The organism is Caldanaerovirga acetigignens (assembly GCF_900142995.1).
In the GTDB taxonomy this organism is placed as follows: Bacteria; Bacillota; Thermosediminibacteria; order Thermosediminibacterales; family Thermosediminibacteraceae; genus Fervidicola; species Fervidicola acetigignens.
The window spans coordinates 111,811-137,240 of sequence record NZ_FRCR01000005.1 but is presented as its reverse complement, the minus strand read 5'-3'; the positions used below and the strand labels follow the sequence as shown (position 1 = coordinate 137,240).

Here is a 25,430-nt window from a genome sequence, read left to right as displayed (position 1 = left end):
AAATCCCACGGCAAAATGATACGCGGGTAAATGGAATAAGGCCCTGAGCAGTGTTTACTTGCAATCCCAGGGCCTTATGAGCTTTACCGAACGCTATCATAATCTTCGTGAAGCTTGTGAACCGTCGGATGCAGCCCCGCGTGTTCTGTGGTGTGTGTGAGGACGAATATTTTTATATTGACAGTATCTCACCTAATCTTACGGTTGATGTCACCAGGATATCGACTTTCAGAACCACTTTCTGCAAGAGCTGCGTCTCGCTCAGCAGCTCAGGTATAACGCTTTCGATGGTGGGGACTGGAGTGCAGTTCATACCCGGAGCGGCACCTGTTAAGTCCACGAAAAAGCTGAAATTTACGTCTTCACCCTGTTCATATTCGATGTTGTCAGTTCCGATGTAAAAGATCTGCTTGTGTATGGTTCCCTGGATAATGACTTTATTGGTAATTACCTGGCATGAAATATCAGTTACGGTTGCATCAATATTTCTTATCTTCTGGGTAGGCCTTTCCATTGTAACGATATCCTGTAGGAGCGTTTGCCCGGTGGCCTCGCCTACGACTTCCTCCACCAATATGGTCTTGCCGGTGATGGGGAGTAAATTGAGCTTTGCATTTTGCGTCACTGTTACGGAAAACTGGATTACCACCTTTTGCTGCAGTATGGTCTCATTTTCTAGAGTATAGTTTATGCTTTCTATAACGGGTTGGACCTGCACGTTCATCCCCGGTGCGGCTCCGGTGGTATCTACAAAAAGACTGAAGGGTACTTCTTCCGCCTGATGGTACTCGACATTGTCGGTGCCCACATAAAATATCTGCTTGTGGAGCAATCCCTGAATTACTACCTTGTCGGTAATGACGTCAGTAGTTATATCCTTTACCCTTGCAGTGATTTCATCCACTTTTTGAGCGGGATTGGTAAGCTGAACCGTAGTTTCCACAATGAGCTGTTGGGAGCCCTGGCCTGTCACCTGTGGCACATAATATAGCGGAGTTTCGACACCCGGCAGCACATTAAGTATTTGAGTATCAGTGACTACGGCATTAAACACCAGTATTACTTTCTGGTGTAAAGTGTTCTGGTCCAAAAGAGTGTAAGTGATGTGCTCTATCGTTGGAGTTACAGTTACGTTCATGCCCGGTGCGGCTCCAGCTATATCCATGAAATAGCTCACTGGGATATTCTCGGTCTGATGGTGGATTACGGCATCGGTCCCTACGTAAAATATCTGTTTGTGAAGCGTCCCCTGGATGATCACCTTATCCTGAATAACATCCGTCCTTAAATCATCAATGTGAGCCCTGATTTCCCGAACCTTCACCGCAGGGTTTTCTAGGGTTACAGTGGATTCAACCATTTTCTGGATTGAACCTTCCCCGACTAAAACGGGGACTTGAATCAATGGATCCATTATATCCTCCCCTTTTTGTTTTTTTTCCAAAATATCAGTTAACTCCTTTTCCTCTCCCTTTGGGATTTCATTACCTTCTATTGCTCCCCGACAGTATTCCTCCCCTTCGGAATCCTCCTCATCCTCTCTTTTAACTTCCTGCCCTCTTTCACAAGCTGCCTGTATTTCGCCTTTCCCTTCCAGCGTATTCTCCTGTTTTTCCGTTGTCGCATGGCCACAAATCCCTTTTTCGTTGCTTTTGCAGGCTTCAATTGAGGGCTCAGCATCATTTGTCTTATCGGTTTCTTGTTGGGCGAAAAACGATTTTTCTGTGTTATTCAGGGTTCTTAACCGGCCTTTGAAACGCAGTCTTGCGATAAAAAGAGGGCAGGCCACAATAACGATAATTATTGCGGCGAATGCAATTAATTCGGCCATTATCTCTCCTCCTCTATAATATGGCGTCACGCCTTTTGTTGTTACACCTGCTGATAGTTTTTTTGTGCCACAAAAATTATCATAAAATATTTTCATTTTAATTTCTTAAATTCTTAATTTTATAGTATGAGTGATTTTTTTCAGAGGTTACCTACAACCTTTTGCTGCGGGATGACAATATACAGGGTTCGTAGGTTCTCCGGACAAAAAAATAAAAAAAGAGGTTTTTGCCTCTTCCCCTTTTTTGTAATATTTTTTCTTATCTTTTTCTACTAACCCTTGCTTGCCAACTTTTTTATAATCGGTGATAAGATTTTGTATATTGGATCAAAGATCTGACTTATCCTGCCACATGCTACAGCCTTTTCGCTGTTGGATGCTGCTGGCATTTCGGTTTCCTGTTTTGAGTTTGAAGCTTCTCTTCCATTCCCGGAAGACAAATTTTCCGGTTTCAAAGGTTCGCTTGGGAGTTTCACCACATCCTTTATATACGGTTTTTTACGATAGTAGGCTTTTACCGAAAAGTCGCTACCCAGGATTACTTGGTACTCTCCGTCAGGTAGCCTGCAAAGCGCATTTGCGCCGTTGGGCCCAAGCTGCACGTCGATCACTTCCACTTCAACTTGCGAAAAATCCTTAAAGAAAGCCGCTATCTTTCCGGCAACGTCCTGCATCAATGTTTCCCTCCCCGCCTTACAACATTTTTAGATAATAATTTTTAATAGATATCTCAAACTCTCCTTCCAGCATCTCACCTCCAGCTACCAGGACGACCTTTTTAGGCCTCGCCGATAAGCTTACCCTGCTTGTGTCCAAGCCTTCTTCGCCCTTAATGAAAAACTTAAATTCCACCTCGTCAATGTCATGATGTACCAGGTGATCCCTTCCCACATAAGCCGTATTTACCCGGAGTTTGCCCCCTATCCAAAAACCTGCTTTTTCCACTTCTACCCATTTTTCCATCACCTCCGGTACTATGTCTTTTGCAAAAAGTGCTGGTGCTGTAAGGGGCATAATGTAGGAAAGGCGGCGCAGCCTCTCTTGCGTATAAACCTGCCGGTACCGCCGATTTTGGAGGACCGTAGGTCCGGTCACAAGATAGAGGTCTTGCTGGCAGGTTGCCTCGATGTCAAAGCTCAATAAAAAAATAGCATCTAACCTGGTAGGAGTTATAATTTCTGTAGAAACCTCTGATATCCTGGCATCTGCCCGGACGTGCATATCCTTTCGGCCGCCTTTCACATCCCCTAGTACGCCGAAAGGCACTATATTTTTCTGGCAGCGGATGATACCGTCGACTCCCGCATAATAAATGTGAACGGACAGTCCGCCCTGAATCAAAAATCTGTAGTCCAGGACCGTTACATTTAAATTTTCTACCTCGCCCTTTATGTCCTCTACAAGCATTACCGGACAATCTAGGATTATCTCATTTTTTTCGACAAGTTCGATGGTTTTTGCATCCAAGATTTTTTCCACCCGGAAAAGTTCCCTTTCAATACCTTCGCGGGGAATAATATCCACCACCACAGGGGTGGCTCTGCGGCAAACCGCGGTATATTCTATTTCCACGAGGGACGTTATCTTTATACTGCCATCTTTTGAGACCCCCGAGAGGTGAAGTATCCTGGGTTTCAGTTCATACGATACCTGCGTTTGTACGGTTCCTGCCGGGTGGCTCCTGCAAAAGTTTATTTTGATATACCGGTAAGCCGAAAGAAGGTTTTCATCAACGTAAAAAACTTCAACGCCAATCACACCTTGGACCACCAGCAGTTCCCCGTTCATCTCGTAATAAACTCTTTCAACCCTTCCGTGCAAATCCACCAGGTTCCTTCCCTTTAAGGGATAACTTTCTGCGATAAAAAAAGAAAACGCTCCCTGATCCACAACTTCCTTCAACAGCAGCTCTTCTTTTACTATCTGATATCCTTCGTGTTTGAAATCGGTTACCACCTGGCTTTCCTCTTTTTTCAACACCTTTACATCCAACCGGCAGGCCATCATAATCCCGTAATTCCCTGCCTTATGAGACGGTCGAAAGTGAACTTCTGAAAAAGCAGCCGTCACCCTGGCAAGTTGTTCCGGCTCCGCTTCGTTGCACGAAATTACCCTTTCAAGAGGGACTGTTACCTGATTGTGCCTTTCCAAACCAGAACCATCTATGTAAAAAACGTCTGCAGAAATTTCTCCTTCTACGGCTATAAAACCTTTGAATACTTTTGTTTCTACCTTGGCCAAATGGGGCTTTACGGTTATAATCCTGCGGCAATCGGGTTTTTCAAAAAAAAACCTTATACCGGCCACATCCGTTTCTTCCTTGATAACCCGGAAGGTTGCTATCCTCTCTGTCTTTGCTTCCAGGGTCTTTGCAAAGCCAGCGGGCCTTTCGATCACGGCCTCAAGATCAAAGTTCAATGAAAAATCTACGGAAAGAGTATCTTCGGCCAAGTGATAATTTTGAGTTTCCGGTGCGCAGTCGACTCGCACTTCCATCCCGTCGAGGATTTTTTCTAGGCAAAAAACGTACCTGATCGGCTGCAGAACTTCAATATAGCGCAGGGTACCTTCCCTGCTCAAAAAATACACTCCCGTTGTGAGGGTTGCGGAAAATATTACCGCACCTTTTTGAATACGTTGGTCTACGTCCTGAACTCTCGGCACAACACCCGTTACTTTCACAGGGTAAGGTTTCAGCTTTATATCCTGCTTCAATTCCTTTGTATAAACTTTTTGCCACAAGATTTCTTCAGTTCTGAGGAGTTTCACGCCTATCCCCTCCACTTATAATCTTTATGAAAAAAATTTCCCTTTTATGAAAAATAGGGCTCGGGAAATGTTCAGGTTCCTGTAACAGTTTTAAATTCCAATGAATATGATTTCAACAGGAGGTGAAAGAAATGGCTTTTACCTTTACCGCCAGCTCCACCGGAAGCACGCTGCAAACTGCCAACGTTTCCATCGTAGTATCGCCGGCCAGTGGTGTGCTTTCCGCTACGAATATGCTGCCCGGAGATACTGTAACTGCTGTAATCAACGTCTCGAATACTGGAGATGTAGATGAATACTATTTTGTAACAGCTGACTGGAAACCTTCAGGTTCCTCCACCGCATCGCTCGCGGCATTGCTGGCCGATAATTTAAACGTAAGCGTAACCGCCAGCCCCGGCTCCACAATATACACCGGCAAGCTCAGTGGTTTGATAGACCAGCCTGCAAGTCCCGGCCACGCCCTGGCCCTCAGCACCGGAAACGAAGATGTGACTTTTACTTTCCACCTGCCGAGCACCGTGGGCAATGCGGTTCAAAATATAGATATTACACTGGACTTCATATTTGTGGCCACAGCTTAAACTCAACCTAATTGAAAAAAGGGCCTTCCGAAAGGAAGGCCCTATTGCAAGGAGAGAGCATCATGAGGAAAAAGAGCGGTAACCGCATAGTGGCGATGATGCCCGTAAAAAATGAATCCGGACGCTATCTGTCCCAGGTTCTGGAACACCTTTCGCTCTGGGTCGATAAAATCGTGGTAATCGATGATGCCTCCGAGGACGATACGTATGAAATTGTAAAGAGCTTCGATAAAGTTATAGCTTACAGGAACGAACGGCCGATTTTTATCGAAAATGAAGCGGCACTGCGATCAAAGCTGTGGGACCTTACGGTAGAGCAGAATCCCGACTGGATAGTCGCCCTCGATGCCGATGAGATGTTCGAAGATAGAATTATTGATGAAGCGGAATTCCTCATAAACCAGGATTATTATGATGCCATATATTTCAGAGTATTTGATTTCTGGGCGTCCAATACCCATTACAGAATCGACGGGGGTTGGAATCCCTGGGTTAAATTCCAGCTTTTCCTGGTGCGTTATAACCCAAACCTCAGTTACACCTGGCCCAAAAGGGAAATCCACTGCGGCCGCTTTCCAAGTCCATGCCAGGATTTTATACCCTATTATTCGGACATAAGGCTCAAGCATTTCGGCTGGGCCGATGAAAAAGAGCACTACAAAAAGTACCTTTTTTACCGGGAGAAAGATTTAAAACTTCACGGCAAGGTTCTTCCCCACACCCAGAGCATTATGATATCACCGAAGCTAAATGACCTGGAAGAATGGCGCGACTCAAAACGGCTTTATTTCCTGAAGGAGGGGAAAGGAGGTAGTGCTGGATGGGGAAGAAAGTCGGGATACTAACCACCAATTTTTTCAGCCCCGATGGGACGAGAATGGTATACGGCGGAGCTGAACGCTACGGCCTGGAACTTACAAAGCTCCTTTTGGAACTGGGTTATGAAGTCGTGTGGTGGCAGATTGGAAGTGGTTGGGAAAAAGAGATACTGCCGGGTGTCAAAATATACACAATCCCGGAGACGAAAAATGAGTTTATGACATTTCCCAATGTCAATCAGCATTTTTACGAACAGGCGGTTGAAATGGATTACGCCATCTATTTTGTCACCTTCCTGGCGTACCCTCAAGCTTTGGAAAAAAGCATATCCATTTCCCACGGCATATTCTGGGATTACCCTGGGTTTGATCGTCAACTTGCAACCGAGGCCGACCGCAAAGAGTGGCTCCGGCGGCTTCACATAGCCTTGAGCGGCGTGCAAAAGGTTGTATCGGTGGATACTAATACCATAAATTGGATAAACGCTACGTGGCCGGGGCTTTATCACAAACTAGAATACGTTCCTAATTTTGTGGATCTGGGAAATTGCAGGCCCCGGGCAGAACATCCAGGCAAGGTAAGAGTGATATTTCCGCGACGACTCACTTCGGTGCGGGGCGTAAACGAAGCGGCCCGAGCCGCAAAAGTATTGACAGCAAAATACCCAGGCAAGGTGGAATTTCATTTTGTAGGGAGAGGGCACTCAGACCGGCTGGAGGCCGAAGCATTGAAATGGGCATCGGAAAATGAAAACATATATTATTACTGGCAGCCGCCCCATATGATGCAGGAGCTTTTTCGCCACATGGATATAGCTATAATACCCACAAAAGCTGCAGAAGGTACCTCTCTTTCCTGCCTGGAAGCCATGGCCGCCGGCTGCGCCGTGATAGCCTCGCCTGTCGGTGGGCTTGCGGATATTGTTATAGACGGCTATAATGGGTTGCTGGTAAAGCCCACATCAAATAATCTGATAGAAGCCCTGGATTACTTGATATGTAATGAGGATGAAAGGAGATGGCTTGGAGAAAACGCCGCGAAAGTGGCCGGAGCTTTCAGTTTAACGCGCTGGAAACAAAGATGGCAAAGAGTGATTTCCGATGTTTTTCGCTAAGGAAGTGATAATGTGTACACGCATGTGGCAAAATGCACCGGGAATCTTATAAGGGTTCCACCGGCCCCTGGACCGCTGGAAGTCCGGCTCCCGGTCGTTGTGGCAAAAAAAGAGGCCTCATTTCTTTTTGTGCAAGAAAAAACCTTGCCTGAAATTCCCGAAGGTATTAAAAAAATCGAAATATCCCTTAAAAGCTCTAAATTCGTTACTGTGAAAGGTTATGTTATCTTTGAAATAACAGCCTCACAGGACGTTTATTATATTTTCGGGGATATGGTAAAGCTTTTTACAGCTCCTTGCCTCTTCACGGGCAGCGTGCCGGTTCCTGAAGCAGAGGAAGGAATGGAGGTCATCCCCCGGATTTCTATAAGGATTTATTACACAAACTCCGGAGCCAGAATTTCAGAGCATGTACTGATAAGTATAGAGCTGCAGTGCATAGAATACCGCAATATTTTTTTAAATTAAACTTCTGACCCATATTTTGACCAACAACTGGATGGGATATAGCAGTTGGTAAGTCCGCTGAATATAATAAATTAACAGGTTTAGATATAATAGGGGGGTGCAGTATGGCTTTAGGATCAACCCTTTTTTTGACCAGAGAACTGCCGTTGGCCGCCAGGAAGATTAAAAAGGTCACCGGAAAAATAAACGCCCTGAATTATATAATACTGACTGATAAAATAATCGTTCAGGGCGTATTTCACAAACAGGTATTTTTTGTCGGAACCGATGACATCGTCCACCACCTATCTGGAGACATGCCTTTTAAGACCATGCTCTATGTACCCGGCGCAAGACCCGGCATGACCGCCAGAATTTCTGCTGAGATAGAGAAAATAAGGACCAAGCTTTTGCCCGGGGGAGATAGCGTTCTTACCGAGGCCATTATAAAAGTTACGGCCACGGTGGAAGATGCAGCTTCTGTAACCCTGGCACCCGGCACCGACGCGACAGTACTCGCAGAATTGGTAGTTGGAGAAAGTTCAGCCCAGGTGCTGGTTGAGGACACCTTTATCTTGGAGAATACGGCCCGAAAGATAACCGAAATAAATTCGGAAGTTGTTATACAAAATACAGAATTGATCGAGGGTAAAATTCTGGTTCAGGCGGTTCTCCATAACCAAGTGTATTACGTGGGAGAAGATGACGTGTCCTATCACCAGGCCTTTGACATGTCCGTGAGCGGAATTGTAGAGGTAGCCGGGGCTCAGCCGGGAATGAAGGCTTACGTGGAGCCGGTAGTCGAGTTGAGTGAAGCCTATTTGGTTTCTCCAGGAGAAGTTTTTCTCAAAGCGGTAATTGGCTGGAATGTGGTGGTAGTAGATGAACTCCTCACAAATATAGGAATTTCGGCGTTGGGCCAAAATTACAGAGTAAACGTATTGGTAGGTCAGCCGGTTACTCACCGGCATAAAGTGGAATCCAGAGTTTTGCTGGAAAATGAGGCATCTAAAGTTAGAGAAATAAAGGCCAATGTCAGTGAGATATCTGCAATCATTGTGAAGAACAAGGTGATAATTCAGGGGGTGTTGCACAAGCAAATTTATTACGTGGGAATCGATGGAGTAAATCGCCACCAGGCTGAAGAAGTACCTTTTTCCACTTTTGTGGATTACGAAGGTGCCATGCCAGGGCACGTGGCTAATTTAAACGCCGGAGTGGAATACTCTGCATTTACGATTTTAAACCCCAGGGAGGTTTTACAAAAAAACATAATTGCCTTTAATATAATGGTGCTGGACCCCCAAAATCTGCCCGTGATACTGGAACAGGGTACAAAGGTGCGGATTCCCAGGATTGTAGGAGAGGCGACAGGCCAGGTTGTGGTAAGCGATACGGAGCCAATAGTAGTGGAAGGACTTACCGTTACAAAAGCACCGATTGTGGTATCTGAAGAACAGGCAGGGTCAAGACAAACCCAGGTAATTAATACCGTTAATGTGTTTCCACCGGCCGTTGGCCTTGGCGAAACTCAATGTGAGGTCAAAAACGTAAAGATAACGCCTCTGGAAAACCAGGTGCTGGTGGAAGGTGATTTAAGCTGTGACGTTTCATATATAGGCCCTGATGATGTGGTCTATCGCATTAGAGTCGATGACAGGTTTTCGGTTTTAGTGCCCCTCGCAGGATGTTTGCCTTCGCATGTGGTGGAAGCCAGTGCGGAGATTGAACATGCGGACTTCGATATATTGCCAGGAGGAGATCAAATAAGGTTGACTATAATCTTGAGGGCGAAAGTGCGCTGTATAAAGGAAGAAACGGTGTATGTAGTAACTGATGTCAAAGGTCCAGGGGTAACGGTTGAGAAGCTCTTGGTTAAGGTCAAGATACCGACGGGAGAAATAGTACAGCTTTATGTGGTTACTGAAGTGTCGGGTGGAGGTATAAACTTCCAAAAGAGGACCTTCGTATTAGAATTAGTAGGGGTGGGTGTAAGTCCAATAGACATAGTTGTAGATGTATTCTAATTTTCCATGAGAGCCGCCTGTTGATACCCCGAGCTTGGTTGGAGTATTAAGGGCGGTATTTTTATATGGCTAATTTTTTGATACAATAAAGGAAGTGTATAAAATAAGGTGTAATGTAATGATTTTATCAGAGGTGAATCCCGTGAAAAGAACAAAGGAGAAAGTCTACGAGTATTTGTATAAGTGCTGTATAAAAGAAGGGAAAGACGGCTTGACGACGAATGAAATAGCTCAAGCTCTCTCTATGCAGAGAAGCAACGTGAGCGCTGTTTTAAATGACCTTTATCATGAAGGCAGGATTTTTAAAATTAAGGGTAAACCCGTGCTTTATACCGTAAAACCCCTTGTTGAAGGCAAATTAGCGAAGAATACGGGAATAAGTTTTGAAAACCTGATAGGTAAAGATGGTAGCTTGAAAAAGTGTATCCAACTTGCCAAGGCTGCCATACTTTATCCTCCTTCGGGGCTTCATGTGCTGCTATTGGGGCCCACGGGTGTCGGAAAGACCATGTTCGCCGAACTCATGTATAAATTCGCTCTCGAAAAAGGGGTGTTCTCGATAAATTCGCCCTTTATTGCTTTTAACTGTGCTGACTACGCCAATAACCCGCAATTGCTCCTATCCCAGCTCTTTGGGTACAAAAAGGGAGCATTTACAGGAGCCGAAAAGGATAAACCGGGGCTTGTGGAAAAAGCCGATGGAGGAATATTATTTTTGGACGAAATTCACCGTCTCCCGCCGGAGGGGCAGGAGATGCTGTTTACATTAATCGACAAGGGCATTTATTATCCGATGGGTGCCGATGAGCCAAAGATTGCCAGGGTCTTAATAATAGGGGCTACCACTGAATCCGAAGGGAATGCCCTACTTTCTACTTTTACGAGGAGGATACCAATTACCATTACCATCCCTTCTCTGAAAGAAAGGCCGTTTGAGGAAAGATTCCAGTTGATATGCCAATTCTTTAAAATTGAGGCTGCAAGAATAGGAAGGGACATGACGGTGACGGCAAATGTTATTAAAGGGCTCATGCTGTACGATTGTCCCGGCAACATTGGACAATTGAAAAGCGATATTCAACTCGGCTGTGCCAATGCTTTTTTAAAATGCGTCTCCAGGGGAAAAAAGAAAATTGAAGTGGACATTGCCGATTTTTCGGAGAGGGTGAAAAAAGGGCTGGTATTTTATAAAAATTTTGCAAATGAGATTGATGTAATAATAAAGGGAGATGTCAAACTGAATTTTTCCTCAAAAGAAGGCAATTTTGATATAGAATTTAATGATTCCCCCCTTCCGGGGAATTTCTATGAAGAGATGGAAAAAAGGGTTTTGGAGCTAAAAGAACATGGCATTGATGAAAAGGAAATCAATTTTATCATGTCGTTGGAGATGGAAAATTATTTTAAAAAATACATCAGGACTTTTTCCGATAAGGTGGATAAGGAGAGCATATCCAAGATAGTAGACAGGAAGCTGATCAACCTTGTGGATGAATTTTTGAAAAGCGCCTCGATGAAATTGGGGAAGGTTTTTTCCTCAAAGGTATTCTACGGTTTGTGTTTGCATCTTTCGGCGAGCATCAAAAGGATAAAAAAAGGAAAGAAGATAATCAATCATAAGCTAAAAGAGATAATAGAAAAAAAACCAGAGGAATATGCAATGGCACTTTACTTTTCAAAAACTCTCGAGCAGGAATACGGCATAAAAGTACCTGTCGATGAAGTGGGATTTATAGCAATGTTTTTATGTATAGATTCGGAAAACGAAGTGATGCAGGAAAATGTGCCCGTTGTGGTCATTGCCATGCACGGGAACAGCACGGCTTCATCGATGGCTGAAGTTGCGAATAAATTGGTGGGAGCCAACAACTTGTTTTCTTACGATATGAGCTTGGAGAAAGACCCCAAGGTGGCGTATGTCGAATTAAAGGAGTTGATAATGAAGGTAAATAGGGGCGCAGGAGTTTTGCTTTTGGTAGATATGGGATCTCTTGCAATGTTTGGAGAGCTGATAAGTGAGGAGACGGGAATAAAAATCAGGGTATTGGAAATGGTTACGACTATCATGGCGATTGAATGTGCGAGGAAGGCAACGATTCTAAAAGATTTGGACGAGATTTGTAGCGATGTTCTGGATTCCATAGAATATTTTAAAACCAAAGTTACAAATTCTGTTAGGTTACTTTTACCAAAACGGGAAAAGATAATAATTACAATATGTACGACCGGAGAAGGAAGTGCTGTAAAATTGAAAAATTTAATTGAAGAGAAACTGGGTTTCAGGGAGGATATTCAAGTTGTACCCATATCGGCGAGCGATTCCAAGTATGTGCAAAATTATATAAATCAGCTTTCGAAGGACAAGAAAATCCTCGCGATAGTCGGAGCGATAAACCCGAACGTATACGGGATTCCTTTCGTATCCGTTTCAGAGCTTCTCATCGACAACAGCTTTGAAAGGCTAAAGGAATTGGTCGCATCGCAAGCATCGGGCGATATTTATAAAGAAGTTTTTGATAGCTTGAAGGAAGAAATTGGGGATGGGTTTTCAGCGGAAGCGTATAAAAAGCTTTGTGCGGAATTTTTTAAGAACATTGAACGGTACGGATGTTTCAGACTGGATATGGATAAAAGGATAGGACTTATCATGCATATAGCCTGCTCGATAGATAGATTAAGGAACGGAATGAAGATTAACAGTAGCTTTGCCGATTATAAAAAAGTCAAGGCAATGTGTGAAGATGTGTATGAAATAGTAAAAAAGGAACTAGCGAGGTTTGAAAATGTATATGATATATCATTCCCCGAGGAGGAAGCGGTCAATATATCTGCTATCTTGAAAGATATAGTGCTCGGATGATTTTTTGATGTGTATAAAAAAGTAAATATGTGTATGAAAAGAATGAATAATGAAAGGCTATATGCCTTTTATTTTTTTGTTTTCGGTTTTCTCATCGATATTGGTATGAGATTTGCTTAAGATGCGTAAGGGAAGCTGAAACAAGTTTGAACGGAGGTGAGATTAGCTTAATCTGAATAAAGTAACGTTTAAGCCTTTTTTACTTAGAATTTTAAAGAAAGGAGATTACGGGGAATGAACAAGTTTATGAGAATTTTGGAAGAAAGGGTCATGCCGATAGCCGCGCAAATCGCTTCTTTCAAGTATATAAGGGCTATTAGGGATGGACTTGCCGTTACCATGCCTCTCATTATAGCAGGGTCTGTATTCCTTATATTAGGCAACGTGCCGATTCAGGGGTATGCAGATTTTATTAACGGGATTTTTGGAGAAGGTTTTGTTAGTAAGCTGCTTTATCCAGTAAGGGTTACGTTCGATATAGTTACCCTAGTGGCCATATTTTCTATTTCATACCAGATAGCTAAAGAAAATGGCGTCGATGGGGTTTCTTCGGGAGTCCTTGCGTTGGCGGCTTTTCTGCTCCTGGTACCGGTAGAAACGATTAATGTCACTCTTCAGGATGGAAAAACTCTCAATTTGGGGAGGGTTTGGCCCACGGCGAATTTTTCCGCAGGCGGCTTGATAGTGGGCATAATTACTGCAATCGTAGCCACCGAAATATATACATTCATAATAAAAAAGAACTGGATAATTAAGATGCCTGATTCAGTCCCTCCGGCGGTCATGAAATCTTTTGAAGCTATTATTCCGGGATTTGCAATTCTGGTATTGTTTTTCTTAGTGAGGCTGGGTTTTGAGGCGACCTCGTACCGAACTATATTCACCTTTGTCACTAAATTTGTGGCGGCTCCCCTTTCAAAAGTGGGGTTGTCCTTCGGCGGCATGGTGCTCACTATACTCCTGTATAACTTATTCTGGACGATGGGAATTCACGGAACAAGAGTGGTTTTCGGTGTGTTGGACTCCATACTGCTTCCTGCAATGGACCAAAATAGATTGGCGTTAGAGGCAGGCCAAGCACTTCCCAATATAATTACGAAGCAATTTTACGATAACTTTGCTAATATTGGCGGATGCGGGGCTACCATTGGGTTGATACTCGTGATATTTCTTTTCGCAAAGTCAAAGCAACTTAGGTCCCTCGGAAAACTGGCTATAGCACCGGCTATTTTCAACATCTCCGAGCCAATTATTTTTGGAATACCGGTCGTAATGAATCCTATTATGATGATACCCTTTATACTGTCCAACCTGACGGTGGGAATAGTGACGTATGCTGCCATGGCGATGAACCTTGTCAGCAGGCCCGCGGGTATTGCTGTTCCATGGCCGACGCCGGCATTTATTTCGGGTTTTCTTGCTACAAACGGAGATTGGAGGGCAATAATTCTGCAGGCTGTAAATATAGTTGTGGCTGCACTGGTGTATCTGCCTTTTATCCTGGCGTGGGATAGGCAGAAGTTGGAGGAGGAAAAAGAAGGCTAAATTTGGGTTGTACTTGCAAAAGCCGCACAATGTGATTTTTTGACAAGGTCAGAAGGGAGATGCTTAATCGTGACTGCGATCGAAGAAATTTCTTTTAAGTTGATTCTCCACAGCGGAAATGGCAGGAGCTACGCTTTTGAAGCGATAAAAGCTGCAAAAGAAGGGGAGTTCGTAAAGGCCGAGGAATTATTGGAAAAGGCCAGGAAAGAATTAGAAAGCGCCCATCACATACAGACCCAATTGCTGCAGAAGGAGGCGGCAGGAGAAAACAATATGATAAATCTCCTTCTAATTCACGCTCAGGATCACCTTATGACGGGAATAACCGTGAAGGAAATAGCAGAGGAGTTGATCGATTTGCGGCGCGATATGATGAAACAGAGGGGGAGAGAATGATGGGTTTAAGAAAATACCAATTGCCCCAAGGCTTTATTCTTGGGGCATCCGCTTCTGCCTGGCAGACTGAAGGTTGGGCCGGGAAAAAGCCAGGACAGGATTCGTATATTGACCTTTGGTACAAATCCAATCCGGAGCTATGGCACGATGGATACGGCCCGGCAATTGCCACGGATTTTTATAACAGATACCGCGAGGACATAAAATTGATGGCGGAGATAGGGTTGAATGCTTACAGAACATCTATTGACTGGTCGAGGTTTATAAAAAACTACGAAACGGCAGATATTGATGAAGATGCGGCGGAATACTACGGCAATGTGATAGATGAGCTCAGAAGAAATAACATTGAACCCATGATTTGTCTTGAACATTATGAGCTTCCTGCACAGCTTTTTGAAAAATATGGTGGTTGGGCTTCTAAACATGTTGTAGAATTGTACGTAGAGTATGCAAAGCAGGCTTTTAAGCTTTACGGGGACAGGGTTAGATACTGGTTTACATTTAATGAGCCTATCGTGATACAAACACGGGCTTATCTGGATGCCATAAGGTTTCCATTTGTTCAGGATACCAAAACGGCCATTCAGTGGAGTTATAATAAGATACTTGCCAGTGCTAAAGCTGTAGAGGCTTACGAACGGGGTGGGTACGGTAGGAAAATCGAGGGGAAAATAGGGATTATATTGAATCCTGAAGCGGTGTACCCCAGGTCAACGGCACCCCATGATTTAAAAGCTGCAAGAATTTACGACTTCTTTTTCAACAGAATATTTCTCGATCCTTGTGTGAAAGGGGAATTTCCCGAAGAACTAATAGAGCTATTAAAAAATCATGGCTGCATGTTCGAATATAATGAGAGGGAGCTGGATATTATCAAGCAAAATACTGTGAAAATCCTGGGGATTAACCTCTATCACCCTGCAAGGGTAAAGGCCAAAAATGAGATGTGGAATCCCGAAGTTCCGTTTCATCCCTCTTACTACTATGATGAATTTATTTTGCCGGGAAGGAAAATGAACGTTTCCCGGGGATGGGAAATATATCCGAAAATAATGTACGATATGGCGATGAGAATAAAAAATGAGTATGGCAATATAAAATGGATCGTGACAGAAAATGGAATGGGTGTTGAAAATGAGCACAGGTACAGAGATGAATCCGGAATTATTCAAGACGATTACAGAATCGAGTTTTTTAAAGACCATTTGAGGTGGCTGTTGAAAGCCATAGAAGAAGGTTCAAATTGCATTGGGTATATGGTCTGGGCGTTTACCGACAACGTCTCGCCTCTCAACGCATTTAAAAACAGATACGGCCTTGTGGAGATAGATTTGGAAAACGGCAGAAACAGAAGGATCAAAAAGTCAGGCCTTTGGTTCAAAGAGCTTTTAAAGAACCGTTATTTTGAGTTTAAGGATTTTACTCCCGAATATAAATAAACATTAATAGTGGGGAGGAATGGCAATGAAGAAGATACTCCTAGTTTGCTCTGCCGGTATGTCTACGAGCCTTCTTGTAAATAAGATGAAAAGCGCTGCTAAGGAAAAAGGGATAGAAGCTGAAATTTGGTCGGTTTCCACCAATGCATTGGAGGAAAACCTAGCTAAGGCGGATGTGGTGCTGCTTGGCCCGCAGATCAGGTTTATGCTTCAAAAGGTTAAGGAAAAAGGGGCAAAATATAACGTGCCGGTAGATGCCATAGACCCCATAGATTACGGAAGGTGCAACGGTGCTAATGTCCTTGAAAAAGCCCTGAAAATGACAGAAAAAAATTTCTGAGTGAGATGATTGTGGTGTTGAAAAGTCAGAAAATGAGAGAAATTGCAGTGGAAATGGATGCTCTTAAAATGGGCATGGGTTGGTCAGAGGAGGATTTGGCAAAACCCCAGGTGATGCTCCAAAGCACTTATGGAGATAGCCATCCAGGAAGTGCTCACCTTTTTGAACTAATGCTGGAAGCTGAAGAAGAATTAATAAATCTTGGTGCAAGACCGGCAAAGTATTTTGTTACCGATATATGCGATGGAATAGCCCAAGGGCACGACGGGATGAATTATTCGCTGCTATCTCGCGAAATAATTTGTGATACGATAGAAATTCAGTCAAGGGCTACCCCCTTTGACGGCGGATTATTTTTGGCAAGTTGCGACAAAAGCATTCCTGCTCACTTAAAAGCCATAGCTAGGATTGACATGCCGGCAGTGTTCATGCCCGGTGGAGTGATGAAAGCAGGGAAAAATCTATTGACCCTTGAACAAGTGGGGGCCTATGGCGCCATGATGAAAAAAGGTCAGATTTCTCGAGAAGAATTGAAAAAGATTCAAAGAGAAGCATGTCCTACCTGCGGAGCCTGTTCATTTATGGGCACGGCAGTGACCATGCAAATTATGGCGGAAGCCTTGGGGATGACTCCGCCGGGTGCTGCGGCAATTCCCGCCGCTTCAGAAGAGATAAAAGAATTTACCCGAAGTGCTGCTGATTTATTGATGAAAGCAATAAAGCTCGACATAAAACCTTCTAAAATATTGACTAAAGAAGCTTTTGAAAATGCTATAATGGTCCATGCTGCTGTAGCAGGTTCTACCAATGCCCTGTTGCACCTGCCGGCTATCGCACGGGAGCTTAAAATAAAAATAGAGCCTGAGCTTTTTGACAAAATTCATAGAAACATTCCTTATATAGTGAACGTAAGGCCGAGCGGTTTTTATCCTGCAGAGTACTTCTGGTATGCCGGCGGTGTACCTGCGGTGATGGAGGAGATAAAGGAATTTTTGCACCTCGACCAATTGACCGTTACGGGGAAGACTTTAGGGGAGAATCTGAAAGAAATAAAAGAAAGAGGTTTTTACGAGAAATGCGAAAATTATCTTCTAAAATTAGGCATAAAAAAGGAAGATGTGATAAAATCGAAAGAAAACCCTATAAACTCGCATGGTTCTTTGGCGGTGCTAAAAGGTAATTTAGCTCCCGCGGGAGCGGTGGTAAAGCATTCGGCAGTAGACAAAACTATGCTAAAAGTTACCCTGCGTGCCCGCCCCTTTAATTCTGAAGAAGAAGCTTATGTTGCGATAATAAAAGGCGAGGTTAAACCTGGTGATGCGGTTATAATAAGGTACGAAGGGCCAAAAGGAAGCGGTATACCTGAAATGTTTTATACAACGGAGGCAATAGCTTCTGATCCTCTGCTTTCGTCCACTGTAGCTCTGATTACCGACGGGCGCTTTTCAGGTGCTACTCGAGGCCCCGCCATAGGCCATGTATCGCCGGAAGCAGCAGAAGGCGGCCCCATAGCTTTGGTCGAAGAAGGGGATCTTATCAGAATAGACATTCCTGGGAGATCTATCAATATAGTAGGCATAAAAGGAATAGAGAAGGGGAAGGAAGAAATAGAAAAAATTCTGCAAGAACGAATGAAAGGATGGCGAGCGCCTGAATTGAAAAAAGACAATGGTATACTGAACCTTTACCGTCGCCTTGCGGCATCTCCAATAAACGGAGCGTATATGGATTATTAATTATTTTTCCGGTTCCTTTAATGCAAAAGCAGTTACAACTGACGAAGCCACCACCAAAGCTGTTATCAAAAAGAGGTGGACATAAGATAGATACTGCAAGATTATGCCTCCAAGAAGAGGCAAAAAGGTAGTAGGGGCGGTCAGGGTGTTTAAAAGGCCTATATAAAGAGGCCTTTTTTCTTCGGGTGCAATCCTCAGCAGATAATTAAAAATTCCTGTCCATATTCCGCTATACGTTGCGCCTATTAATGTAAATATTAGCGCATACAGCCAGAAAAAAGGAAGTCCCAGCTTGTAAAGTAAAAAGCTGGCAAGCGCCATAAATGGTTGAAGCAGTGTAATTCCTGCTGTTAGGATTACGACCTTCCTGCTCCCGTATAAGTCTATGGCTTTTCCAAAGAATATTCCTGCTAATATTGAACCTACCATCTGGGTGGAAACAAAAATACCTATATTTTCCTGAGGAATCCCTAATATTTCTCTGGCAAATAGAGCGTAAAAAGGTAGCGGCATAAAAAAGCCCCTTAAGAGAGTATTTATGACAATTAACAAGCGAAAATTACCGTCTTCTCTGAAGACCTTTGGAATTCCCATAAAATATTTTGCTAGGCTTTCGTGCCTGCGAGGAGTTCCATCTTCAGCTTCTTTTAGCCTAAGGAAGGAAAGAAAAGATAAGGTGGAAAATACAAACCCGAGAGAGAAAATGATAGTATAATTGTAAGGGAAAGCGATGGACTTAAGTCCCAGGATCGCCTTTACTGCAAATCCTGCTATAAACGCAAGAACTCCTCCGATAGCTTGGGTCTTCGCATAATAATCTCCCCTGCGCTCCAAAGGGATGCATTTTGCGAAAAGGTCGATCCAAGGGACCCCGCTTATTCCGTCGGAGAATGAAAGAACCACAAAAAAAGCATAGAATAGGAAAAGCGAAAGTATGGGATTTTTTCCGGCGATCAAAGACGAGAGCACCATCATACCTGCCGAAAACCTCATAATACCACCAGCCAATGCCACAAGAGGTTTTTTTCTCGGCATGGCTTCTGCCCTGCGGGCTATAAAAAGCTGCGGCAAAAACCAACCGCAGTTTCTTATGGTAGTCGTAAGTCCTATTAGTACCGGGGAATTCGTGAGGTTACTCACAAAAGATGAGATTACGGTTGCTGGTTCAAAAAAACCGCCAAATGCGGAGAAAAAGATGGCGTCATAACTAAAGGCACTGAAATTGACGTCGACATTTTTTTTTCGTGAATTTTTTTCTTCCACAAAAAACACCCTCCATTCCACAAAGTCTGTATGTTCGACAAAAAAACATTTATTCCTTTTTTTAAAGAAAAATTTTTATTTAGGAAGGAATTGGAGGGTTCTGTGCAGAACATAATTAAAATAAAAAGACATTTTAGAAATTAAAGGAGAATTGTTGCGATGGAGCTATTTGATGCTTTGAAAATCGGAGAGGCTTTAAGAGTCCTAAAAGAAAATTTAGTTGGTATTAAGCCAAAGGGCGAGGAAGTCATGCTGCGAGATGCGTATGGTAGGGTGCTGTCGGAGGACATCTATTCGCCCGAAGACATCCCGCCGTTTAACCGTTCTACTGTTGACGGGTACGCGGTAATATCGAGGGATACATTTGGGGCATGCGAATCTCTACCAGCGATGCTTAAGGTAGTAGGAGAGATTAAGATGGGAGAAAGGCCGCTGTTTTCTTTGAAAGCAGGAGAGGCTGCGAGGATTTCCACAGGGGGGATGATGCCGGAAAATTCTGATGCGGTCGTTATGCTTGAATATACACAACCCCTTGAGGATGGGACCCTTTTGGTGGAAAGGCCGGTTGCACCGGGGGAAAACGTCATTCTGAAGGGAGAAGATGTGAGGAAGGGAGGCTTGGTTCTAAAAAAAGGGCACACCTTAAGGCCTCAGGACCTGGCAGCTTTGGCAGGCATGGGCTTTCAAAAAGTGAAGGTGGCAGTTTTGCCGAAAGTTTCCGTGATTTCCACCGGCGACGAGATAAAACCTCCGGGTGAAGAAATAAAGGAAGGCGAAATAAGGGACATGAACAGTTTTTCTATTGCGGGACTGGTGCTGAAATGGGGAGGAATACCTGAAATATTCGGAGTTGTGCGGGATGATTTTAACGAAATAAGAAGATCGGTGTCGGAAGCCTTGAAAATTAGCGACCTTGTAGTGATTTCCGGCGGTAGCTCGGTCGGAACCAGAGACCTTACGGTAAGGGTCTTGGATAGTTTGGGAAGTCCCGGGGTGCTTGTGCATGGCATTGCGGTAAAGCCGGGAAAGCCTACAATAATTGCGGTGGTGGATGGGAAACCGGTAATAGGGCTTCCCGGGCATCCGGTATCTGCCATGGTCATTTTTGAACAGGTAGTAAGGCCTATCCTTTCGTGGTTTCTTGGAAGGCCGGAAGATTATGGCGGATTAAAAGTTAAAGCGAAAATCGCCCGCAACATTTCGTCAGCGGCGGGAAGGGAAGACTTCATCCGGGTCAAGCTGGAGCAAAGGGACGGGGAACTCTGGGCTGTGCCGGTTCTGGGCAAATCCGGCCTTATTTCCACCATGGTGGAATCCCACGGCCTTGCGAGGATTGCGCCGGAAAAATTGGGAGTGAAAGAGGGAGAATACGTGGATGTGGAGCTTTATTAAAGGAGGAGATGCTGTTGCAGGAAAGGGAAATTTACCTAGACAATCCGCCTTTAGGCGAAGCTTTGGGAAAATACTTTAAGGAGCTTGAAGAGGCAGGGGCCTTAAAGCCAACAGGTGCGGAGGTGGTAGATGTAAGGGAGGCTCTGGGGCGGATCACTTCCGAGCCGGTTTTCGCCCGGATTTCTTCGCCCCACTACAACGCCGCTGCTATGGACGGCATAGCGGTTAGCGCGAAGGACACCTTCGGCGCTTCCGAAAAAAATCCCGTAAGGCTGAAAGAAGGGGTAAATTTCTGGCCCGTTGATACCGGTGACCCCTTGCCTCCCGGATGCGACGCGGTGATTATGATAGAGGAAGTGCACCCTCTGGAAGGCGGAGAGGTCGAAATTGTATCGCCTTGCGCTCCTTGGGACAATGTGAGAAGCATCGGTGAGGATGTGGCGGCGACAGAGCTAATTGTGCCGGAAAACCATAGATTAAGGCCGCAGGATTTGAGTGCAGTCATTGCGGCCGGACATGAGACTGTAAAAGTGAGAAAAAAGCCAAAAGTCGCCGTAATCCCGACCGGCAGCGAGCTTGTGGACCCTGGAACGCCTTTGAAACCCGGCGACATAATTGAGTCCAATTCTGCTATGCTTGCGGGACTTGTGGAAGAATGGGGCGGAAAGGCAATAGTGATGGAAAAGGTAAAGGATGATTTTAAACTCATAATGCAGAGAGTCCAAAAAGCTGTGGAGCTTGCCGACGTGGTGCTTATAAACGCGGGTTCTTCCGCGGGGACGGAGGACTACACTTCAAACTGCATAAAAGCGCTAGGGAAGCTCTCCGTTCACGGTGTGGCAATACGGCCTGGGAAGCCGGTGGTGCTGGGACTTATAGAAGGAAAGCCCGTAATAGGTATTCCGGGGTATCCGGTATCCGCCTACCTTGCCATGGAGCTTTTCGTAAAACCGGTACTTTACAAGATGCAGGGCCTCCCGGTACCGGGAAGGGAAAAGATAAAGGCCAGGCTATCGCGGAGGGTAGTTTCTTCAATAGGAACTTTGGAGTTTTTGAGGGTAAAGGTAGGCAGGTTGGGCGGCGAATATGTAGCGTCGCCGCTTTCAAGAGGTGCCGGAGTGATAATGTCGGTCGTTAGGGCCGACGGGATGGTAAGGATACCCGAAACTAAAGAAGGTATAGAGGCGGGGGAATACGTGGAGGTGGAACTTTTAAAAAGCCAAGAAGAGATAGAAAATTCAGTTCTGATAATAGGGAGCCACGATGTTAGCATCGATATCCTGGCCAACGAAATAAAGAGGTTTTATCCGGAAATCACCCTTTCTTCCGCCCACGTGGGAAGCATGGGAGGCATAATGGCCCTGATGCGGGGTGAGGCCCATCTGGCCGGGATTCACCTTTTGGACCCGGATACTGGCGAGTACAACGTCTCCTATATAAAAAAATACCTCCCCAACCGCAGGATTTTTCTAGTCAATCTGGCCTACCGCCAGCAGGGGCTGATGGTGAAAAAGGGAAATCCCAAAGGCGTAAAGGGCATCGAAGACCTGATGCGCGAAGATATTACCTTCATAAACCGCCAAAAAGGGGCGGGGACGAGAATTCTGCTTGATTTAAAGTTAAAGGAGCTCGGCATCGACCCGGTGCAAATTAAAGGGTACGGGAAGGAGGAGTACACGCACCTTGCTGTGGCAGCTACTGTGGCGGGAGGGGGTGCCGACGTAGGCCTGGGCATAATGGCAGCGGCAAAGGCTTTTGACCTGGATTTCATTCCTGTGGCGCCGGAAAGATACGATATAGCGATTCCCGAGGAATTTTATCATACTGATTTAATGCAGAAGATATTGGAAATCATGAGGTCCGATGAATTTAAGAAAAAAATAGAATCCCTGGGAGGGTACGACACGTCCATGACCGGGGAATTGATTGGGGGCGATTGAGTGAAGGACCGCTTTGGAAGGGAAATTAACTATATAAGGGTTTCTGTTACAGACCGGTGCAATTTCAGGTGCATCTACTGTATGCCCGAAGAGGGGATTTTGCCGAAAGACTGCGGGGACATCCTGCGATTTGAGGAGATCGCGCGCTTTTTAAAGGCGATAGCGCCCCTTGGAATTTCGGCGGTGAGGATAACCGGCGGCGAGCCGCTGGTGCGAAAGGGTATCGTTGACTTTATAAAGATGTTGCGGGCGATTCCGGAAATAAGGGATATTTCAATGACCACCAACGGTTCGCTTCTTGCGGGGATAGCCGAAGAATTGAAAAAAGCCGGCCTTGATAGAGTAAATATTAGCCTTGACAGCTTAAATCCAGAAAAATTTCAACGCATGACAAGAGTAGGAAATTTAAAAGACGTGCTCGATGGAATAAGAGCGGCTCTGGAAAACGACCTTTCCCCCGTTAAAATAAACTGCGTAGTGGTGAAGGGGTTTAACGACGACGAAGTAGCGGATTTTGCAAGGCTTACTACCGACAATCCCCTAACCGTCCGGTTTATAGAGCTCATGCCGGTTGGCGAGGCGGCAAGGGGGAAGATGGAAACAGTCTCTCAGGACCGCATAACACGCTTTCTGGGGATGAAGCTCGAGCCGGTGAAGTACGAAGAAAAAGGCGAAGGGCCTGCCGTGTATTTCAAAATACCCGGTGCAAAGGGATACGTGGGGTTCATTTCGCCCATCAGCCATCACTTTTGCGCCCGGTGCAATCGGGTAAGACTCACCGCCGACGGAAAGCTGAAGCCCTGCCTCGATTCGGAAGACGAGGTAGACGTAAAGATGCTTTTGAGGGAGAGTGCTTCCGATGAAAAATTGAGGCAGGTTTTCATCGAAGCCCTCGCTAAAAAACCGGCAGGGCACAAAATGAACGTGGTGCCTTTCGAAAGAACAAAGAGGAACATGTGTCAGATAGGAGGATGAAAATGGAATTTACCCATATTGACAAAAGTGGAAGGCCGAAGATGGTAGATGTAAGTGAAAAGCCCGATACGGTGCGAAGTGCCGTGGCAAAGGGATATGTGGTGATGAAGCCGGAAACCCTGCAAATGGTAAAAGAGGGCCGGATGAAGAAAGGCGACGTGCTTTCGGTGGCGCAGGTAGCAGGCATAATGGCAGCCAAAAAGACGCCGGATATAATTCCTCTATGCCACAATATAAATCTCTCTGGGGTGGAAATGGAGTTTCAAATTTTAGAGGACAAAAATGCGGTGGCCGTTCAGGCCGTCGTACGCTCTGTAGGAAAAACGGGCGTGGAAATGGAGGCCTTAACGGCGGTATCGGCTGCGTGCCTTGCCATTTACGACATGTGCAAGGCGGTGGATAAAAGCATAGTGATAAAAAATATCCAGCTTGTTGAAAAAACCGGAGGCAAAAGCGGAGATTTCAAGAGGGAGGAGGAATTGCCATGGGAAGGATAGTGGCGGTTTCGATAAGCGAGAAAAAGGGAGAGAAAAAGCAAAACGTGAGGAGAGCCCGCCTTATAGAGGATTTCGGCCTTGAAGGCGACGCCCACGCGGGCTCATGGCACCGTCAGGTAAGTCTCCTTGCTAAAGAGAGCATAGAGAAGATGAAAAAAATGGGACTTGCGGTGGGACCGGGGGATTTTGCTGAAAATATAACCACCGAGGGAATTGATCTTGGCTGCTTGCCTGTAGGGACTAGACTCGAGATAGGCGATGCTCTTTTGGAGGTGACCCAGATAGGGAAAGAATGCCACAGCGGATGTGCCATCTTTAAACAGGTCGGACAGTGCATCATGCCGAGGGAAGGCATTTTTGCCAGGGTTCTCCGGGGAGGCGTTGTTTCGGAAGGTGATGAGATTAAGGTGATTCCTCTGATAAGGGTGGGGATACTGACCGCCAGCGACCGGGGGGCCAGAGGGGAGCGGGAAGATAAAAGCGCTAAGGTTATAGAAGAGTTGATTGCGACCGTAAACGGAAAGGTGGAGGAGTACATCCTGGTCTCCGATGACTTGGATGCGATAAAGGAATCCCTGATGGCCTTATGCGAAAAGGGACTGGATCTGATTTTGACCACAGGAGGGACCGGATTTTCTCCCCGGGACAATACGCCGGAGGCCACCCTTGCAGTGATAGAAAAGCAGGTGCCCGGGATTCCGGAAGCCATGAGGCAAAGGAGTCTAGAAAAAACCCCCCACGCCATGCTCTCCCGTGCGGTTGCGGGTATCCGGGGAAAGTCTCTTATCATCAACCTGCCGGGAAGCCCAAGAGCCGTTCGGGAAAATCTAGAAGTAGTGCTGCCTGCCCTGCCTCACGCCGTGGAACTTTTAAAAGTGGGGGTGAGGGATTGTGGGAGGATGGAAGAATAACGTATATTTTGCAGTGCATGGAGCAAAATATAATTAGTAAATACACAAAAAAGATTGAACTTGAATTAGGGAGAATTAAGGAAAAAGAGCCCAAAAACGCGGAGTTAAAAGATTTTTTTAGTTGTTTTGAGCCGTGATTTAAAATTGATTTTACAATTTTGTTAAGATATGATATAAATTGCTATTAGCACTCACCAATTGAGAGTGCTAATAATGTATGTTATGACCAAAAAAATTAAACAAAAAGGAGGGTTAACATGAACATAAAGCCATTAGGTGATCGCGTGGTTATCAAGGTTTTAGACAAAGAAGAAAAGACCAAAGGCGGTATAGTGCTGCCGGATACTGCAAAGGAAAAACCCCAGAAAGGTGAAGTGATAGCCGTAGGAACCGGAGAGGTCATCGATGGAAAGAAAGTGCCGCTTGAGGTTAAAGTGGGCGACAAGGTTATTTTCTCGAAATATGCGGGAACCGAAGTGAAGATAGACGATCAGGAATACCTAATCCTCAGGCAAAGCGACATCCTTGCCATCTTGGAATAA

21 protein-coding genes are annotated in these 25,430 nt (G+C 45.1%); 17 read left to right on the top strand and 4 right to left on the bottom strand.

All coding sequences use genetic code 11. The annotated features are described in order from the left end of the window. Positions 1-172 precede the first annotated feature (172 nt). The 3 genes from BUB66_RS05435 to BUB66_RS05425 all read right to left on the bottom strand — a co-directional run bounded on the left by BUB66_RS05435 (position 173) and on the right by BUB66_RS05425 (position 4,600). Positions 173-1,831 carry a DUF3794 domain-containing protein gene (locus BUB66_RS05435; protein ID WP_073255838.1) on the bottom strand — a complete coding sequence of 553 codons (1,659 nt, stop codon included), beginning with the start codon at positions 1,829-1,831 and terminating at the stop codon, positions 173-175. 272 nt (positions 1,832-2,103) lie between these two features. Continuing rightward, complete coding sequence (locus BUB66_RS05430) at positions 2,104-2,505, bottom strand: hypothetical protein (protein WP_073255835.1); 402 nt, start codon at positions 2,503-2,505, stop codon at positions 2,104-2,106. A 19-nt stretch (positions 2,506-2,524) separates the two neighbouring features. Next, positions 2,525-4,600: a DUF3794 domain-containing protein gene (locus tag BUB66_RS05425; protein ID WP_073255832.1), complete on the bottom strand. Its 2,076-nt coding sequence runs from the start codon at positions 4,598-4,600 to the stop codon at positions 2,525-2,527. A 131-nt stretch (positions 4,601-4,731) separates the two neighbouring features. Between BUB66_RS05425 and BUB66_RS05420 the strand changes: the two genes are divergently transcribed. The 11 genes from BUB66_RS05420 (at position 4,732) to ilvD (ending at position 17,910) form a co-directional block, all read left to right on the top strand. Continuing rightward, entirely contained in the window at positions 4,732-5,184 is a 453-nt protein-coding gene (locus tag BUB66_RS05420) for a hypothetical protein (protein ID WP_073255829.1), read from the top strand. Positions 5,185-5,246: 62 nt separating this feature from the next. After that, the gene (locus BUB66_RS05415) at positions 5,247-6,029 is read left to right on the top strand and encodes a glycosyltransferase family 2 protein (protein ID WP_073255826.1); all 783 of its coding nucleotides are present in this window, start codon (positions 5,247-5,249) and stop codon (positions 6,027-6,029) included. Then, a complete protein-coding gene (locus BUB66_RS05410; protein ID WP_073255824.1) occupies positions 6,005-7,117 on the top strand; it encodes a glycosyltransferase family 4 protein in 1,113 nt (370 codons plus the stop codon). Before BUB66_RS05415 ends, BUB66_RS05410 begins: the two co-directional genes overlap by 25 nt. 12 nt (positions 7,118-7,129) lie before the next feature. Continuing rightward, positions 7,130-7,585, top strand: a complete 456-nt coding sequence (locus BUB66_RS05405; RefSeq protein ID WP_073255821.1) for a hypothetical protein — start codon at positions 7,130-7,132, stop codon at positions 7,583-7,585. Positions 7,586-7,689: 104 nt separating this feature from the next. After that, entirely contained in the window at positions 7,690-9,591 is a 1,902-nt protein-coding gene (locus BUB66_RS05400) for a DUF3794 domain-containing protein (RefSeq protein WP_073255818.1), read from the top strand. A gap of 142 nt (positions 9,592-9,733) precedes the next feature. Then, positions 9,734-12,451: a sigma-54-dependent transcriptional regulator gene (locus BUB66_RS05395; RefSeq protein ID WP_073255815.1), complete on the top strand. Its 2,718-nt coding sequence runs from the start codon at positions 9,734-9,736 to the stop codon at positions 12,449-12,451. Between the two features lie 234 nt (positions 12,452-12,685). Then, positions 12,686-13,996, top strand: a complete 1,311-nt coding sequence (gene celB, locus BUB66_RS05390; protein ID WP_073255812.1) for a PTS cellobiose transporter subunit IIC — start codon at positions 12,686-12,688, stop codon at positions 13,994-13,996. A gap of 69 nt (positions 13,997-14,065) precedes the next feature. Further along, the gene (locus BUB66_RS05385; protein ID WP_143156222.1) at positions 14,066-14,392 is read left to right on the top strand and encodes a PTS sugar transporter subunit IIA; all 327 of its coding nucleotides are present in this window, start codon (positions 14,066-14,068) and stop codon (positions 14,390-14,392) included. Continuing rightward, entirely contained in the window at positions 14,392-15,834 is a 1,443-nt protein-coding gene (locus BUB66_RS05380; RefSeq protein ID WP_073255809.1) for a glycoside hydrolase family 1 protein, read from the top strand. Before BUB66_RS05385 ends, BUB66_RS05380 begins: the two co-directional genes overlap by 1 nt. 25 nt (positions 15,835-15,859) lie before the next feature. Continuing rightward, positions 15,860-16,174 carry a PTS sugar transporter subunit IIB gene (locus BUB66_RS05375; RefSeq protein ID WP_073255806.1) on the top strand — a complete coding sequence of 105 codons (315 nt, stop codon included), beginning with the start codon at positions 15,860-15,862 and terminating at the stop codon, positions 16,172-16,174. A gap of 14 nt (positions 16,175-16,188) precedes the next feature. Then, entirely contained in the window at positions 16,189-17,910 is a 1,722-nt protein-coding gene (gene ilvD / locus BUB66_RS05370; protein ID WP_073255803.1) for a dihydroxy-acid dehydratase, read from the top strand. Here the strand turns inward: ilvD and BUB66_RS05365 are convergent, their stop codons facing one another. Continuing rightward, entirely contained in the window at positions 17,911-19,173 is a 1,263-nt protein-coding gene (locus BUB66_RS05365) for an MFS transporter (protein WP_073255800.1), read from the bottom strand. It lies immediately after the preceding gene. Between the two features lie 159 nt (positions 19,174-19,332). Here BUB66_RS05365 and BUB66_RS05360 point away from each other — a divergent pair, with 159 nt between their 5' ends. The 6 genes from BUB66_RS05360 to groES all read left to right on the top strand — a co-directional run bounded on the left by BUB66_RS05360 (position 19,333) and on the right by groES (position 25,430). Next, complete coding sequence (locus tag BUB66_RS05360) at positions 19,333-20,565, top strand: molybdopterin molybdotransferase MoeA (protein WP_073255797.1); 1,233 nt, start codon at positions 19,333-19,335, stop codon at positions 20,563-20,565. An 8-nt stretch (positions 20,566-20,573) separates the two neighbouring features. Next, a complete protein-coding gene (locus BUB66_RS05355) occupies positions 20,574-22,505 on the top strand; it encodes a molybdopterin biosynthesis protein (RefSeq protein WP_073255794.1) in 1,932 nt (643 codons plus the stop codon). Then, positions 22,506-23,480 (top strand): GTP 3',8-cyclase MoaA, encoded by a 975-nt coding sequence (gene moaA / locus BUB66_RS05350; protein WP_073255791.1) that lies wholly within the window; start codon positions 22,506-22,508, stop codon positions 23,478-23,480. Between the two features lie 2 nt (positions 23,481-23,482). Beyond that, positions 23,483-23,977 carry a cyclic pyranopterin monophosphate synthase MoaC gene (gene moaC, locus BUB66_RS05345; protein WP_073255786.1) on the top strand — a complete coding sequence of 165 codons (495 nt, stop codon included), beginning with the start codon at positions 23,483-23,485 and terminating at the stop codon, positions 23,975-23,977. Then, positions 23,965-24,888: an MOSC domain-containing protein gene (locus BUB66_RS05340; RefSeq protein WP_073255783.1), complete on the top strand. Its 924-nt coding sequence runs from the start codon at positions 23,965-23,967 to the stop codon at positions 24,886-24,888. The genes moaC and BUB66_RS05340 overlap by 13 nt, the downstream gene beginning before the upstream one ends. 257 nt (positions 24,889-25,145) lie before the next feature. Beyond that, entirely contained in the window at positions 25,146-25,430 is a 285-nt protein-coding gene (gene groES, locus BUB66_RS05335; RefSeq protein ID WP_073255780.1) for a co-chaperone GroES, read from the top strand.